This window comes from Pseudomonas brassicacearum subsp. brassicacearum, from assembly GCF_008801605.1.
Classification (GTDB): Bacteria; Pseudomonadota; Gammaproteobacteria; order Pseudomonadales; family Pseudomonadaceae; genus Aquipseudomonas; species Aquipseudomonas brassicacearum.
Window position 1 is genome coordinate 202,222 of the sequence record NZ_VZPJ01000008.1, and the last position, 13,327, is coordinate 215,548.

At 59.7% G+C, this 13,327-nt stretch carries 10 protein-coding genes; all 10 read right to left on the bottom strand.

Annotated features, from left to right (window positions below):
- Positions 1-22: 22 nt before the first annotated feature.
- The 10 genes from brnQ to sdhC all read right to left on the bottom strand — a co-directional run bounded on the left by brnQ (position 23) and on the right by sdhC (position 13,183).
- Complete coding sequence (gene brnQ, locus F7R20_RS19460) at positions 23-1,336, bottom strand: branched-chain amino acid transport system II carrier protein (RefSeq protein WP_003204426.1); 1,314 nt, start codon at positions 1,334-1,336, stop codon at positions 23-25.
- Positions 1,337-1,798: 462 nt separating this feature from the next.
- Positions 1,799-2,683, bottom strand: coding sequence for a succinate--CoA ligase subunit alpha (gene sucD, locus F7R20_RS19465; protein ID WP_003179236.1), 885 nt, complete (start codon positions 2,681-2,683; stop codon positions 1,799-1,801).
- The gene (gene sucC, locus F7R20_RS19470; RefSeq protein ID WP_003179235.1) at positions 2,683-3,849 is read right to left on the bottom strand and encodes an ADP-forming succinate--CoA ligase subunit beta; all 1,167 of its coding nucleotides are present in this window, start codon (positions 3,847-3,849) and stop codon (positions 2,683-2,685) included. Before sucC ends, sucD begins: the two co-directional genes overlap by 1 nt.
- A gap of 196 nt (positions 3,850-4,045) precedes the next feature.
- Positions 4,046-5,482, bottom strand: coding sequence for a dihydrolipoyl dehydrogenase (gene lpdA / locus F7R20_RS19475; RefSeq protein WP_003204429.1), 1,437 nt, complete (start codon positions 5,480-5,482; stop codon positions 4,046-4,048).
- A gap of 113 nt (positions 5,483-5,595) precedes the next feature.
- Entirely contained in the window at positions 5,596-6,816 is a 1,221-nt protein-coding gene (gene odhB, locus F7R20_RS19480; protein WP_003204431.1) for a 2-oxoglutarate dehydrogenase complex dihydrolipoyllysine-residue succinyltransferase, read from the bottom strand.
- 44 nt (positions 6,817-6,860) lie between these two features.
- Positions 6,861-9,692 (bottom strand): 2-oxoglutarate dehydrogenase E1 component, encoded by a 2,832-nt coding sequence (locus F7R20_RS19485; protein ID WP_003204433.1) that lies wholly within the window; start codon positions 9,690-9,692, stop codon positions 6,861-6,863.
- Between the two features lie 262 nt (positions 9,693-9,954).
- Positions 9,955-10,659, bottom strand: coding sequence for a succinate dehydrogenase iron-sulfur subunit (locus F7R20_RS19490; protein WP_003204434.1), 705 nt, complete (start codon positions 10,657-10,659; stop codon positions 9,955-9,957).
- Positions 10,660-10,670: 11 nt separating this feature from the next.
- Entirely contained in the window at positions 10,671-12,443 is a 1,773-nt protein-coding gene (gene sdhA, locus F7R20_RS19495) for a succinate dehydrogenase flavoprotein subunit (protein ID WP_003204436.1), read from the bottom strand.
- Positions 12,444-12,446: 3 nt separating this feature from the next.
- Positions 12,447-12,815 (bottom strand): succinate dehydrogenase, hydrophobic membrane anchor protein, encoded by a 369-nt coding sequence (sdhD, locus tag F7R20_RS19500; RefSeq protein WP_003204438.1) that lies wholly within the window; start codon positions 12,813-12,815, stop codon positions 12,447-12,449.
- Positions 12,809-13,183 (bottom strand): succinate dehydrogenase, cytochrome b556 subunit, encoded by a 375-nt coding sequence (gene sdhC / locus F7R20_RS19505; RefSeq protein WP_003179220.1) that lies wholly within the window; start codon positions 13,181-13,183, stop codon positions 12,809-12,811. Before sdhC ends, sdhD begins: the two co-directional genes overlap by 7 nt.
- Positions 13,184-13,327: the final 144 nt, after the last annotated feature.

Genomic DNA, 13,327 nt, shown 5'->3' on the forward strand with positions numbered 1-13,327 from the left:
CGATGGATCTGCCCGTTGTCGCTTAAGCCAAGGCTTCGCTGCGCTTGCCCAGCAGGCGATCGCACACCACCGCGACCGCCAGGGTCATCACCGAAGGCACCAGCCAGGCCAGGCCCTGCTCGCTCAGCGGCAGGTGGGCCAGTTGCGCCGGCATCCAGTCCACCAGGCCGGCCCCCTTGAGCGCATCGATCAGGCCAAACAGGAACGACACCAGCATCACCGGGCCAACGATGCGCCCCTGCTCGTGCCAGAAGTCCTTGCAGAAGCTCAGGGCCACCAGGGCGATGCACGGCGGATAGATCGCGGTGAGGACCGGAATCGAGAACGCGATCAGCTTGGTCAGGCCCAGGTTGGACACCAGCAGCGAAAAAGCCGCCAGGATCACGACCAAGGTCTTGTAGGACAGCGGCAGGACGCGGCTGAAGTACTCGGCGCAGGCGCAGGTCAGGCCGACTGCGGTCACCAGGCACGCCAGGGAGATCAACACCGCAAGGAAACCGCTGCCCAGGCTGCCGAAGGTGTGTTGCACGTAGGCATGCAGCACAGCGGCGCCGTTGGTTGCGCCCACGGCCACTTCATGGCTGCCCGAACCCAGGCGGAACAGGCTGACGTAGACCAGCGCCAGGCCCACCCCGGCGATCAGCCCGGCGATGATCGCATAGCGGGTGATCAAGGCCGGCGACTCGACGCCCCGGGAACGGATCGCGTTGACGATGACAATGCCGAACACCAAGGCGCCCAGGGTATCCATGGTCAGGTAGCCATTGATGAACCCTTGGGAGAACGGTGCCGCGATGTACTCGGGGGTCGCCACGCCGATATCACCCGCGGGCAAGGCAAACGCCGCGATGCCGAGCACGGCCAGGGCGATGATCTTCAGTGGCGCGAGGAAGCGCCCGACGGTGTCCAGCAGACGGCCCGGATAGAGCGAGATGAAAAACACCAGCAGGAAATACACTGCGCTGTAGAGGAACAGCGCCAGCGGGCTTTCACCGGTCAACGGCGCCAGGCCGACTTCGAACGAAACGGTGGCGGTACGCGGCGTGGCGAACAACGGGCCGACGGCCAGGTAGCACACTGCCGCCAGTACACCACCGGCGAGCTTGCCGATGGGGCTGCTCAAGGCGTCCATCGCACCGCCCACCTTGGCCAGTGCAACGACCGTGATGACCGGTAGCCCGACCGCCGTGATCAAAAAGCCCAGCGCCGCCATCCAGACATGAGGTCCGGACTGCAAACCGACGATAGGCGGGAAGATGATGTTGCCGGCCCCGACGAACAGGGCAAATGTCATGAAACCAAGCGCCAGGATGTCCTGGCCTTTCAACACTTTCATTAAGGAAACCACACTACTGAATCGGAATTTAGAGAGGGATTTCCCTTATGGGTGAGGGAAATGCTGCCGATCCGTATGGGACCGACCCGTTTAGCGCGGCGCTTCCTTGTGGGCAGCGGTCGCAAAAATGGCTGCTAGCCTAACGAATTTAGCGAGAGAACGCACTGTTAAGGGGCGAACTATCCGATGCGCGACGTTCGCGTGTCGCGTTTACGTATCTATTTTCCTGCGAAGCCCCTTGCTGTAAGGGCCTTTATCTGTGGAGCAAGGCTTTGTGGGAGCAAGGCTTGCCCGCGATAGCGTCAGCGTGAACTGACAGATAGAACTGAGTCGCCTGCATCGCGGGCAAGCCTTGCTCCCACAGGGCCTTGTTCTCACAAAGCCTTGCTTCAACAGTGCCGGAAACGACAAAGGCCACCCGAAGGTGGCCTTTGTTGCTGGAACGAAAAGGTCAGCCGAAGCTTACTTCTTCATTTCCCAGCCAGTCAGCTCAGCCAGGGCCTTGCCGATGTCTGCCAGCGAACGCACGGTTTTCACGCCTGCGTCTTGCAGTGCAGCGAATTTCTCGTCTGCAGTACCTTTGCCGCCAGAGATGATTGCGCCAGCATGGCCCATGCGCTTGCCCGGAGGAGCAGTCACACCAGCGATGTAGGAAACAACCGGCTTGGTCACGTTGGCCTTGATGTAGGCAGCCGCTTCTTCTTCAGCCGAACCGCCGATCTCACCGATCATGACGATCGCTTCGGTCTTCGGGTCTTCCTGGAACAGCTTCAGGATGTCGATGAAGTTCGAGCCTGGGATCGGGTCACCGCCGATGCCGACGCAAGTCGACTGACCGAAACCGGCGTCAGTGGTCTGCTTCACAGCTTCGTAGGTCAGGGTGCCGGAACGGGAAACGATACCGACCTTGCCTGGCAAGTGAATGTGACCTGGCATGATGCCGATCTTGCATTCGCCTGGAGTGATCACGCCTGGGCAGTTAGGGCCGATCAGGGTGATACCCAGCTCGTCGCACTTGACCTTGGCTTCCAGCATGTCGATGGTCGGGATGCCTTCGGTGATGCAGACGATCAGCTTGATGCCGCCGAACGCTGCTTCAAGGATGGAGTCCTTGCAGAAAGGAGCTGGAACGTAGATCACGCTGGCGGTGGCGCCAGTGGCAGCTACAGCGTCTTTCACGGTGTTGAACACTGGCAGGCCCAGGTGCTCGGTGCCGCCCTTGCCCGGTGTTACGCCGCCAACCATCTTGGTGCCGTATTCGATGGCTTGCTGGGTGTGGAAACTACCTTGCGAACCGGTAATACCCTGGCAGATAACCTTGGTGTCTTTATTGATCAGGACGCTCATTATTTGCCCTCCGCAGCTTTGACAACTTGTTGAGCAGCGTCGGTCAGGCTGGTAGCAGCGATGATGTTCAAACCGCTTTCTGCCAGTACTTTAGCGCCCAGCTCAGCGTTGTTGCCTTCAAGGCGAACAACAACCGGGATTTTCACGCCAACTTCTTTCACGGCGCCGATGATGCCTTCGGCAATCATGTCGCAGCGAACGATGCCGCCGAAGATGTTGACCAGTACTGCAGCGACGTTGGTGTCGGACAGGATGATCTTGAACGCTTCGGTTACGCGTTCCTTGGTAGCACCACCGCCCACGTCGAGGAAGTTGGCTGGCTTGCCGCCATGCAGGTTGACGATGTCCATGGTACCCATGGCCAGGCCGGCACCGTTGACCATGCAGCCGATGTTACCTTCCAGGGCCACGTAGTTCAGTTCGAACTTGGCAGCGTGCGCTTCGCGCGGATCGTCTTGCGACGGATCGTGGAAAGTCTTCAGCTTAGGCTGACGGTACATGGCGTTGGCATCGATGTTGATCTTGGCATCGAGGCAGTGCAGGTCGCCGTCGGCCTTGATCACCAGCGGGTTCACTTCCAGCAGTGCCAGGTCGTGGTCCTGGAACAGCTTGGCCAGACCTACGAAGATCTTGGCGAATTGAGTGACCTGCTTGCCTTCCAGGCCCAGCTGGAATGCCAGCTCGCGACCCTGGAATGGCTGTGCGCCAACCAGTGGATCGATGGTGGCCTTGAGGATTTTCTCAGGGGTATCGTGAGCGATTTTCTCGATGTCCACGCCACCTTCGGTGGAAGCCATGAACACGATGCGGCGGCTCGAACGGTCAACGACAGCGCCCAGGTACAGCTCTTTAGCGATATCAGTGCACGATTCAACCAGGATCTTGGTGACTGGCTGACCGTTGGCGTCAGTCTGGTAAGTCACCAGACGCTTGCCCAGCCACTGCTGTGCGAAGGCTTTGGCGTCTTCTTTGCTGCGAACCAGCTTGACGCCGCCCGCTTTACCGCGACCACCGGCGTGAACCTGGGCTTTGACAACCCATTCGCTGCCGCCGATTTTGTCGCAAGCTTCTGCTGCCGCTTCCGGGGTGTCTACCGCGTAACCGGTGGATACTGGCAGGCCGTACTCAGCGAACAGCTGCTTACCCTGATACTCGTGAAGATTCATGCTTATTACCGTCTTCGTTAGGTACTGCGCATTCGGTGCTGCACCGTTCTGGTGCCGCACCACCTGTGACTGCTGCTTGCGTAGCGTTCCGGTTAACCGGTTCGGCTACGCAAGGCTGCGTCCAGCGGATATTCCGCGGTGAGTCTTGCTCGCAAGGCTCACGACGGGCCAAACCGCCGTGGTTTCTTATTGTCTATTAACGCTTCTTGCGGTTGGCCACGTGGATGGCGCCGCCATTTACGGCCAGGGCCGCTTCGTGCAAGGCTTCGGACAGGGTCGGATGGGAGAAGACCATCATGCCCAGATCTTCAGCGCTGGTGCCGAATTCCATGCCGATCGCGCCTTGCTGTACCAGCTCGGCAGCGCTTGGGCCAATGACGTGAACGCCCAATACGCGATCCGTCTTGGCATCGGCGATGACTTTCACGAAACCACCGGTATCGTTGGCTGCCATGGCACGGCCACTGGCTGCGAACGGGAAGGTGCCGACGTTAACTTCAACGCCTTCGGCTTTCAAGGCCTGCTCGGTCTTGCCAACCCATGCGATTTCCGGGTGGGTGTAGATAACCGAAGGGATCAGGTCGTAGTTCATCTGGGCTTTGTGGCCCTTGATGCGCTCGACAACCATGATGCCTTCTTCGGATGCCTTGTGTGCCAGCATCATGCCGCGAACCACGTCACCGATGGCGAAGACGCCCGGTACCGCGGTTGCGCACTGGTCGTCGACGGCAATGAAGCCGCGCTCGTCGATTTCCACGCCGCTATCGGCAGCCAGCAGGTCAGTGGTCACAGGACGACGGCCGACCGCGACGATCAGCTTGTCGAAGGTGATGGTCTGTTCGCCGTTGGTGTCGGTGTAGGTCACCACGACTTCTTCGCCGTTGACCTTCGAACCGGTCACGCGAGCGCCCAGCTTGATGTCCAGGCCCTGTTTGGTCAGGGTTTTCAGCGCTTCCTTGGAAACCGCAGCGTCAGCGGCCATCAGGAAGGTATCGAGGGCTTCCAGTACGGTCACTTGCGCACCCAGGCGCGACCATACCGAACCCAGCTCGAGGCCGATCACGCCAGCGCCGATCACGCCCAGGCGTTTTGGCACGGTCTGGAATTCCAGGGCACCGGTGGAATCGACGATCACGTTCTGGTCGACCGGAGCCGGTGGAATGTCGATCGGACGCGAGCCTGGTGCCAGGATGACGTTCTCGGCTTCGATCACTTCAACCGAGCCGTCTGGCTTGGTCACTTCGACTTTCTTGCCCATCAGCAGCTTGCCGTGGCCTTGGATCGAAGTCACGCCGTTGGCCTTGAACAGGGTGGCAACACCGCTGGTCAGGTTCTTGACGATGTTGGCCTTGCGACCCACCATCGCCGGCACGTCCATCTTCACGTCGCCCGTGCTGATGCCGTGGATCGCGAAGCCGTCTTGGGCTTCGTGGAACTTCCAGGAGCTGTCCAGCAGCGCCTTGGAAGGAATGCAACCGACGTTCAGGCAAGTACCGCCGAGGGCCAGCTTGCCCTCCTTGTCGGTGTATTTCTCGATGCAGGCAGTGGTAAGGCCCAGTTGCGCAGCCTTGATGGCCGCTACGTAGCCGCCAGGGCCCGCACCAATCACTACCACGTCGAATTTCTGAGTCATGAGTCATTCCTTTTCGAATCAAACCGGACGGTCACTTGTGATGACCGTCGAGGGACGAAACCGGTTGTTTCAGCAAGAGGCCGGTCAAAACAGACCGGCCCTCGCGGCGAAAATCAGATATCCAGCAGCAGACGAGCCGGATCTTCAAGCAGGTTCTTGATGGTTACCAGGAACGTCACGGCTTCTTTACCGTCGATCAGGCGGTGATCGTAGGACAGTGCCAGGTACATCATCGGACGAATCACGACTTGACCATTGATCGCCATAGGACGCTGCAGAATGTTGTGCATGCCCAGGATAGCCGCTTGCGGCGGGTTGACGATCGGGGTCGACATCATCGAACCGAATGTACCACCGTTGGTGATGGTGAACGTACCGCCGGTCATCTCTTCGATGGACAGCTTGCCGTCACGGGCCTTCTTGCCGAAGGTGGCGATGCCGCCTTCGATTTCGGCCAGGCTCATCAGTTCGGCGTTACGCAGTACCGGAACCACCAGGCCACGGTCGCTGGAAACAGCGACACCGATGTCGGCGTAGCCGTGGTAGACGATGTCGGAACCGTCGATCGACGCGTTGACGGCCGGGAAGCGTTTCAGCGCTTCGGTGGCAGCCTTGACGAAGAACGACATGAAGCCCAGGCGTACGCCATTGTGGGACTTCTCGAACAGATCCTTGTACTTCGAACGCAGGGCCATGACTTCGGTCATGTCGACTTCGTTGAAGGTGGTCAGCATCGCCATGTTCGACTGGGCTTCTACCAGACGCTTGGCCACGGTAGCGCGAACGCGGGTCATCGGAACGCGTTTTTCAACGCGGTCACCGGCAGCGAACACCGGAGCGGCAGCGGCAGGTGCGGCAGGCTTGGCTGGCGCGGCGGCTGGAGCGGCTTTCTTGGCGGCAACGGCTGCAACCACGTCTTCCTTGGTCACGCGACCACCCTTGCCGGTGCCGGCAACGGAAGCGATGTTGATGCCGTTCTCTTCAGCCAGCTTGCGCGCAGCAGGGGCAGCGACTGGATCGTCTTCGCCAGCGGCGGCTGGCGCGGCGGCCTGGGCGGCAGCCGGTGCAGCAGCGGCTGGAGCGGCAGCAGCAGCGCCGCCTTCTTCGATCGAGCCCAGGACCTGGTTCGACAGAACGGTATCGCCCTCCTTGGCAATGATTGCGCCCAGCACGCCGTCAGCTTCGGCCAATACTTCCAGCACGACCTTGTCGGTCTCGATGTCGACGATCAGGTCGTCACGCTTGACGGCCTCGCCTGGTTTCTTGTGCCAGGTGGCAACGGTGCCATCGGCAACCGATTCCGGGAATGACGGGGCTTTGATTTCGATAGCCATTATCTGTGGGTCCTTAAAATTCGGTTTCAGTCAGCGCGAAGGCGTTAAACAGTGAAGGCATCTTGCAGCAGTTTTTCCTGCTGCTCGGCGTGCATCGACGCATAACCACACGCAGGTGCAGCGGAAGCATCACGGCCGGCATACTCCAAGACCAGGGCCTTGTTATGGTTGCCGATGCTGCGACGCAGGTGATGCTGGCTGCTGTACCAAGCGCCTTGGTTCATCGGTTCTTCCTGACACCACACCACATGGGTGAGGTTGGTGTAAGGCGCGATGGCCTCCATCAGGTCTTCTTCCGGGAACGGGTAAAGCTGCTCGATACGCACGATGGCGATGTCTTCGCGGCCTTCGGCACGACGTTTTTCCAGCAGGTCGTAGTAGACCTTGCCGCTGCACAGGACCAGGCGAGTGACCTTCGCCGCGTCCAGGGTGTCGATTTCCGAAATAACGGTCTGGAACGAGCCTTCGGCCAGATCCTCGAGCGTGGAGATCGCCAGTTTGTGACGCAGCAGCGACTTGGGTGTCAGCACGATCAGCGGCTTGCGCAGCGGACGGATGACCTGACGACGCAGCAGGTGGTAGATCTGTGCCGGCGTGGTCGGTACGCAGACCTGGACGTTGTGCTCGGCGCACAACTGCAGGTAACGCTCCAGACGTGCCGAAGAGTGCTCCGGCCCCTGCCCTTCATAACCGTGCGGCAACAGCATGGTCAGACCGCAGAGACGGCCCCACTTGTGTTCGCCACTGGTGATGAACTGGTCGACAACCACTTGGGCACCGTTGGCGAAGTCGCCGAACTGGGCTTCCCAGATCACCAGCGCATTCGGCTCGGTGGTGGAGTAGCCATATTCGAACGCCAGGACGGCTTCTTCGGACAGCAGCGAATCGTACAGGTCGAAACGTGGCTGGCCTTTGTACAGGTGTTGCAGCGGGATGTAGGTGCTGGCGTCTTTCTGGTTGTGCAGCGCCGCGTGGCGGTGCGAGAAAGTGCCGCGGCCTACGTCCTGGCCGGTGATGCGCACCGGGTGACCTTCGAATGCCAGGGTCGCGTACGCCATGGTTTCGGCATAACCCCAGTTGATCGGCAAGCCGCCGGCTTGCATCTTCTGCCGGTCTTCGTAGATTTTCGCGACCTGGCGCTGAACCACGAAGCCGTCCGGGATTTCCAGCAGCTTGGCGGACAGTTCCTGCAGGGTCTTGAGGTCAAAACGGGTGTCGTGACGCGCGGTCCAGGCGTGGCCCAGGTACGGACGCCAGTCCACGAACAGCTCTTTGTTCGGCTCTTTGACCAGGCTTTTTACAACGTGCAGGCCGTTATCCAGGGCATTGCGATATTCATCGACTTTTTCCTGGACGCGCGCTGCATCCAGCACACCGCCCTGGGTCAGGCGCTCGGCATACAGCTCACGGGTGGTGCGCTGCTTGGCGATCTGCTGGTACATCAGCGGTTGAGTACCGCTTGGCTCGTCGGCCTCGTTGTGGCCGCGACGACGGTAGCAGACCAGGTCGATCACCACGTCGCGCTTGTACTGCATGCGGTAGTCGATGGCCAACTGGGTCACGAACAGCACGGCTTCCGGGTCATCGCCATTCACATGGAGAATCGGCGCCTGGATCATTTTCGCAACGTCGGTTGCGTACTCGGTAGAGCGCGAGTCTTCCGGGTTGCTGATGGTGAAACCGACCTGGTTGTTGATCACGATGTGCACGGTACCGCCGGTCTTGAAACCGCGGGTCTGCGACATCTGGAAGGTTTCCATGACCACGCCTTGACCGGCGAATGCCGCGTCACCGTGGATGGAGATCGGCAGCACCTTCTCGCCGGTCGGATCGTTGCGACGATCCTGGCGCGCACGGACCGAACCCTCGACCACCGGGGAAACGATTTCCAGGTGGGACGGGTTGAAGGCCATGGCCAGGTGTACTTCGCCACCTGTGGTCATTACGTTGGACGAGAAGCCCTGGTGGTACTTCACGTCACCGGAACCCAGTTCGACCTTCTTCTTGCCTTCGAACTCGTCGAACAGCTCGCGCGGGTTCTTGCCGAAGGTGTTGACCAGTACGTTCAGGCGGCCACGGTGGGCCATGCCGATGACAACTTCCTTGGTGCCGTAGGAACCGGAACGCTGGATCAGCTCATCGAGCATTGGAATCAGGCTCTCGCCGCCTTCCAGGCCGAAACGCTTGGTGCCCGGGTATTTGGTACCCAGGTATTTCTCCAGGCCTTCACCGGCGGTGACGCGCTCGAGCAAGTGGCTCTTGATGTCGGCGGAGTACGTCGGACGGCCACGAACGCTTTCCAGACGCTGCTGGAACCACTGGCGCTGCTCGGAATCGGTGATATGCGTAAATTCAGCGCCGATGGTGCGGCAATATGTCTGCTGCAACGCTTCGTGAATTTCGCGTAGGCTCGCTTCCTCTTTGCCGATGAACAGGTCGCCGGCACGGAAGGTCGTATCAAGGTCGGCATTGGTCAAGCCGTAGTGAGTGATCGACAGGTCTGCAGGTGCAGGACGCTGCCACAGTCCCAGCGGGTCAAGCTGGGCTGCCTGGTGGCCACGCATCCGGTAGGCCTGGATCAGTCGCAATACTTCAACTTGCTTCTTCTCGTGCTCGGAGCTCACGCTGCCGGCAGACACCGGTTGAGCGCGGCGCTGGTTCTTCGCCAGCAGCACGAAATGATCGCGAATCGTCGAGTGCGAAACATCAGTGGCAGAGTTACCGTCAGCCGGCAACTTCTGAAAGTAGGTGCGCCATTCTTCTGGCACAGCGTTAGGGTCGTGCAGGTAGAGCTCGTAAAGCTCTTCCACATAGGCAGCGTTACCACCGGAAAGGTGGGCACTGTTCCACATGCGCTGCATCACGCTTTCTTGCATGCTTGGTCACCCTCGATTAGGGGAACACCACCGGCGAAAACACCGAGCAAACTTGCAGAAGTCCGAGTGCAGCGACTAAAACAAGCCACTTAGGATCACGCTGATAGTCCGGGTACCAGCCCGGATGCCCCTGCTTGTCTCATTTCTTCAAAATAAGAACTGCCGCTTTGTGAGCGGCTGTTCTGGTTATAGCCATGACGCGGGTTGAAGCCCGCGCCCTGGCCTTTACGGGTACAACGGTCCTACGGGTACAGCAGCTGAATCAAACGCCGCTTTGCAGCAGCATGTTACGAATGTGACCGATGGCCTTAGTCGGGTTCAGGCCTTTCGGACAGACGTTGACGCAGTTCATGATCCCGCGGCAGCGGAATACGCTGAACGGGTCATCCAGCGAAGCCAGACGCTCGGACGTCTTGGTGTCACGGCTGTCTGCCAGGAAGCGGTACGCTTGCAGCAGGGCGGCCGGGCCCAGGAACTTGTCCGGGTTCCACCAGAACGATGGGCACGAGGTCGAGCAGCAAGCGCACAGGATGCACTCGTACAGACCGTCGAGCTTCTCACGCTCTTCAGGAGTCTGCAGACGCTCGATGGCCGGAGCCGGCGTGTCGTTCTGCAGGAATGGCTTCACCTTCTCGTATTGCTTGTAGAAGATGCTCATATCGACGACCAGGTCACGGATAACCGGCAAACCTGGCAGCGGACGAACGATCAGCTTGTTGCCCTTGACCACGGCAGACAGCGGCGTGATGCACGCCAGGCCGTTCTTGCCGTTGATGTTCATGCCGTCGGAGCCGCAAACGCCCTCACGGCAAGAGCGACGATAGGAGAAACCCTCGTCCTGCTCTTTGATCAGGGCCAGCACGTCCAGCACCATCAGGTCTTTACCACCGGTATCGACCTGGAAGTCCTGCATGAACGGCGCAGCGTCCTGATCAGGGTTGTAGCGATAAACACTGACTTGCAACATAGCGGTCACCCTTAATAAGTCCGGACTTTTGGTTCGAAAGTCGGAACAGTCTTCGGCGAGAAGTTCACGGCACGCTTGGCGACGCGTTTTTCACCCGGGAAGTACAAGGTGTGGCACAGCCAGTTTTCGTCGTCACGGTCTTCGAAGTCTTCGCGGGCGTGGGCGCCACGGGACTCTTTACGCACTTCTGCGGCGATGGCGGTGGCTTCGGCCACTTCCAGCAGGTTCTGCAATTCCAGCGCTTCGATACGGGCAGTGTTGAACGCCTGCGACTTATCGTTGATCTTCACGTTGGCGATTCGTTCACGCAATTGCGCCAGCTGGGCAATACCCTTCTGCATGTATTCGCCGGTACGGAATACACCGAAGTAGTTCTGCATGCAGTTTTGCAACTCACGACGCAGGGTCGCCACGTCTTCGCCTTCGGTACGCTCGTTCAGAGCGGACAGACGCGCCAGGGCAGCTTCGATGTTGGCGTCGGTGGCATCGTCATATTCGATACCGTCGGACAGCGCTTTTTCCAGGTGCAGGCCGGCAGCGCGACCGAAGACCACCAGGTCGAGCAACGAGTTGCCGCCCAGACGGTTGGCACCGTGGACCGATACGCAAGCCACTTCACCCACTGCGAACAGGCCAGGGATGATTGCGTCCACGCCTTCGGCGTTCTGGGTGATCGCCTGGCCATGAATGTTGGTGGCAACGCCGCCCATCATATAGTGGCAGGTTGGAACCACTGGAACTGGCGCAACGACCGGGTCGACGTGAGCGAAGGTCTTGGACAGTTCGCAGATGCCTGGCAGGCGGCTGTGCAGCACTTCCTCGCCCAGGTGGTCGAGCTTGAGCATCACGTGGTCGCCATTCGGACCGCAACCGTTGCCAGCGATGATTTCTTTAACCATCGAACGGGCAACCACGTCACGACCGGCAAGGTCCTTGGCGTTCGGAGCATAACGCTCCATGAAACGCTCGCCGTGCTTGTTGATCAGGTAACCACCTTCACCACGGCAACCTTCGGTCACCAGTACACCGGCGCCGGCGATGCCGGTCGGGTGGAACTGCCACATTTCGATGTCTTGTACCGGCACGCCAGCACGCAGGGCCATGCCGACACCGTCACCGGTGTTGATCAGGGCATTGGTGGTGGATGCGTAGATACGGCCTGCACCGCCGGTCGCCAGTACGGTGGCCTTGGCGCGGATGTAGGTGGTTTCGCCGGTTTCGATGCAGATCGCGATCACGCCGACGAAGGCGCCGTCCTGGTTTTTCACCAGGTCAACGGCGTAGTACTCGTTCAGGAACGTGGTACCGGCTTTCAGGTTGCCCTGGTACAGGGTGTGCAGCAGCGCGTGACCGGTACGGTCGGACGCCGCGCAAGTACGTGCAGCCTGGCCGCCCTTGCCGTAGTCCTTGGACTGGCCACCGAACGGACGCTGGTAGATACGACCTTGCTCGGTACGCGAGAATGGCATGCCCATGTGGTCCAGCTCGAACACCGCAGCCGGGCCTTCCTGACACATGTACTCGATAGCGTCCTGGTCACCGATGTAGTCGGAACCCTTGACGGTATCGTACATGTGCCAGCGCCAGTCATCGTTCGGGTCGGCCGAAGCGATGGCGCAGGTGATGCCGCCCTGGGCGGAAACAGTGTGCGAACGGGTCGGGAAAACCTTGGTGATCACGGCAGTCTTGTGACCGCCCTGTGCCAGTTGCAGCGCTGCGCGCATGCCGGCACCGCCACCACCAATGATGATGGCGTCGAAAGAAATCGTTGGAATGTTAGCCATGGATCAGATACCCCAGAGAATCTGCACACCCCAGACGAAGTAAGCGAACATCGCAACGCCGCATACTGCCTGGAAGAGGAAACGTACGGCAGTCGCCGACTTGCCGAACGCCATTGGCGTCAGGTAGTCGGTCGCGATGGTCCACATGCCGACCCAGGCGTGAGCGCCCAGTGCAACAAGTGCCAGCAGACTGAAGATACGCATCCAGTTGTTTGCGAACAGTTCATGCCATTGGGCGTAGCCCAGGCCTGGGTTTGCTACGACATATCCGATCAGGAAGATGAAGTAAGCCGCGAGAACGACCGCAGACACACGCTGCGCCATCCAGTCATAGAGGCCCGAACGCGAAAGGTTCGTGACGTTGGTTACCATATCCAGACTCCTGCCAGAACGATCAGCACCGCAGACACGGCGATAATGATTTTCGAGCCCAGCTTGCCGCCTTCCAGCGTCTCACCGATGCCCATGTCCATGATCAAGTGGCGCACACCGGCAACCAAGTGATACAGCAAGGCGGACAGGATGCCCCAAATCACTAGCTTGGCTAGCGGACTGGTCAGACACGCTTTCACCTGACCGAAGCCTTCTTCCGAATCGAGCGACTTGTCCAATGCATAAAGCATGATGGCCAGGCTGACGAAGAGGATGACACCGGAAATACGGTGAAGAATGGACGTGTAAGCAGTGACTGGGAGTTTGATGGTCCTTAGGTCTAGGTTTACAGGTCGTTGGCTTTTCACGGCTTTTTTTTCACACTGAAGAGCCCCTAACAATCAGGGCAAAGTTGTTGGGGCGCGCACTGGTCAGGTACTCACCACCCAGGGAGTGACGACCCCCAAGAAAGCAGGCCCAAAAGCCCCTGGCGGTCGGTGGCCGAGTATAGA

Coding starts and splice junctions, on each gene's coding strand:
- brnQ (WP_003204426.1), bottom strand. CDS start 1,336: ATGAAAGTGTTGAAAGGCCAGGACATCCTGGCGCTTGGTTTCATGACA.
- sucD (WP_003179236.1), bottom strand. CDS start 2,683: ATGAGCGTCCTGATCAATAAAGACACCAAGGTTATCTGCCAGGGTATT.
- sucC (WP_003179235.1), bottom strand. CDS start 3,849: ATGAATCTTCACGAGTATCAGGGTAAGCAGCTGTTCGCTGAGTACGGC.
- lpdA (WP_003204429.1), bottom strand. CDS start 5,482: ATGACTCAGAAATTCGACGTGGTAGTGATTGGTGCGGGCCCTGGCGGC.
- odhB (WP_003204431.1), bottom strand. CDS start 6,816: ATGGCTATCGAAATCAAAGCCCCGTCATTCCCGGAATCGGTTGCCGAT.
- F7R20_RS19485 (WP_003204433.1), bottom strand. CDS start 9,692: ATGCAAGAAAGCGTGATGCAGCGCATGTGGAACAGTGCCCACCTTTCC.
- F7R20_RS19490 (WP_003204434.1), bottom strand. CDS start 10,659: ATGTTGCAAGTCAGTGTTTATCGCTACAACCCTGATCAGGACGCTGCG.
- sdhA (WP_003204436.1), bottom strand. CDS start 12,443: ATGGCTAACATTCCAACGATTTCTTTCGACGCCATCATCATTGGTGGT.
- sdhD (WP_003204438.1), bottom strand. CDS start 12,815: ATGGTAACCAACGTCACGAACCTTTCGCGTTCGGGCCTCTATGACTGG.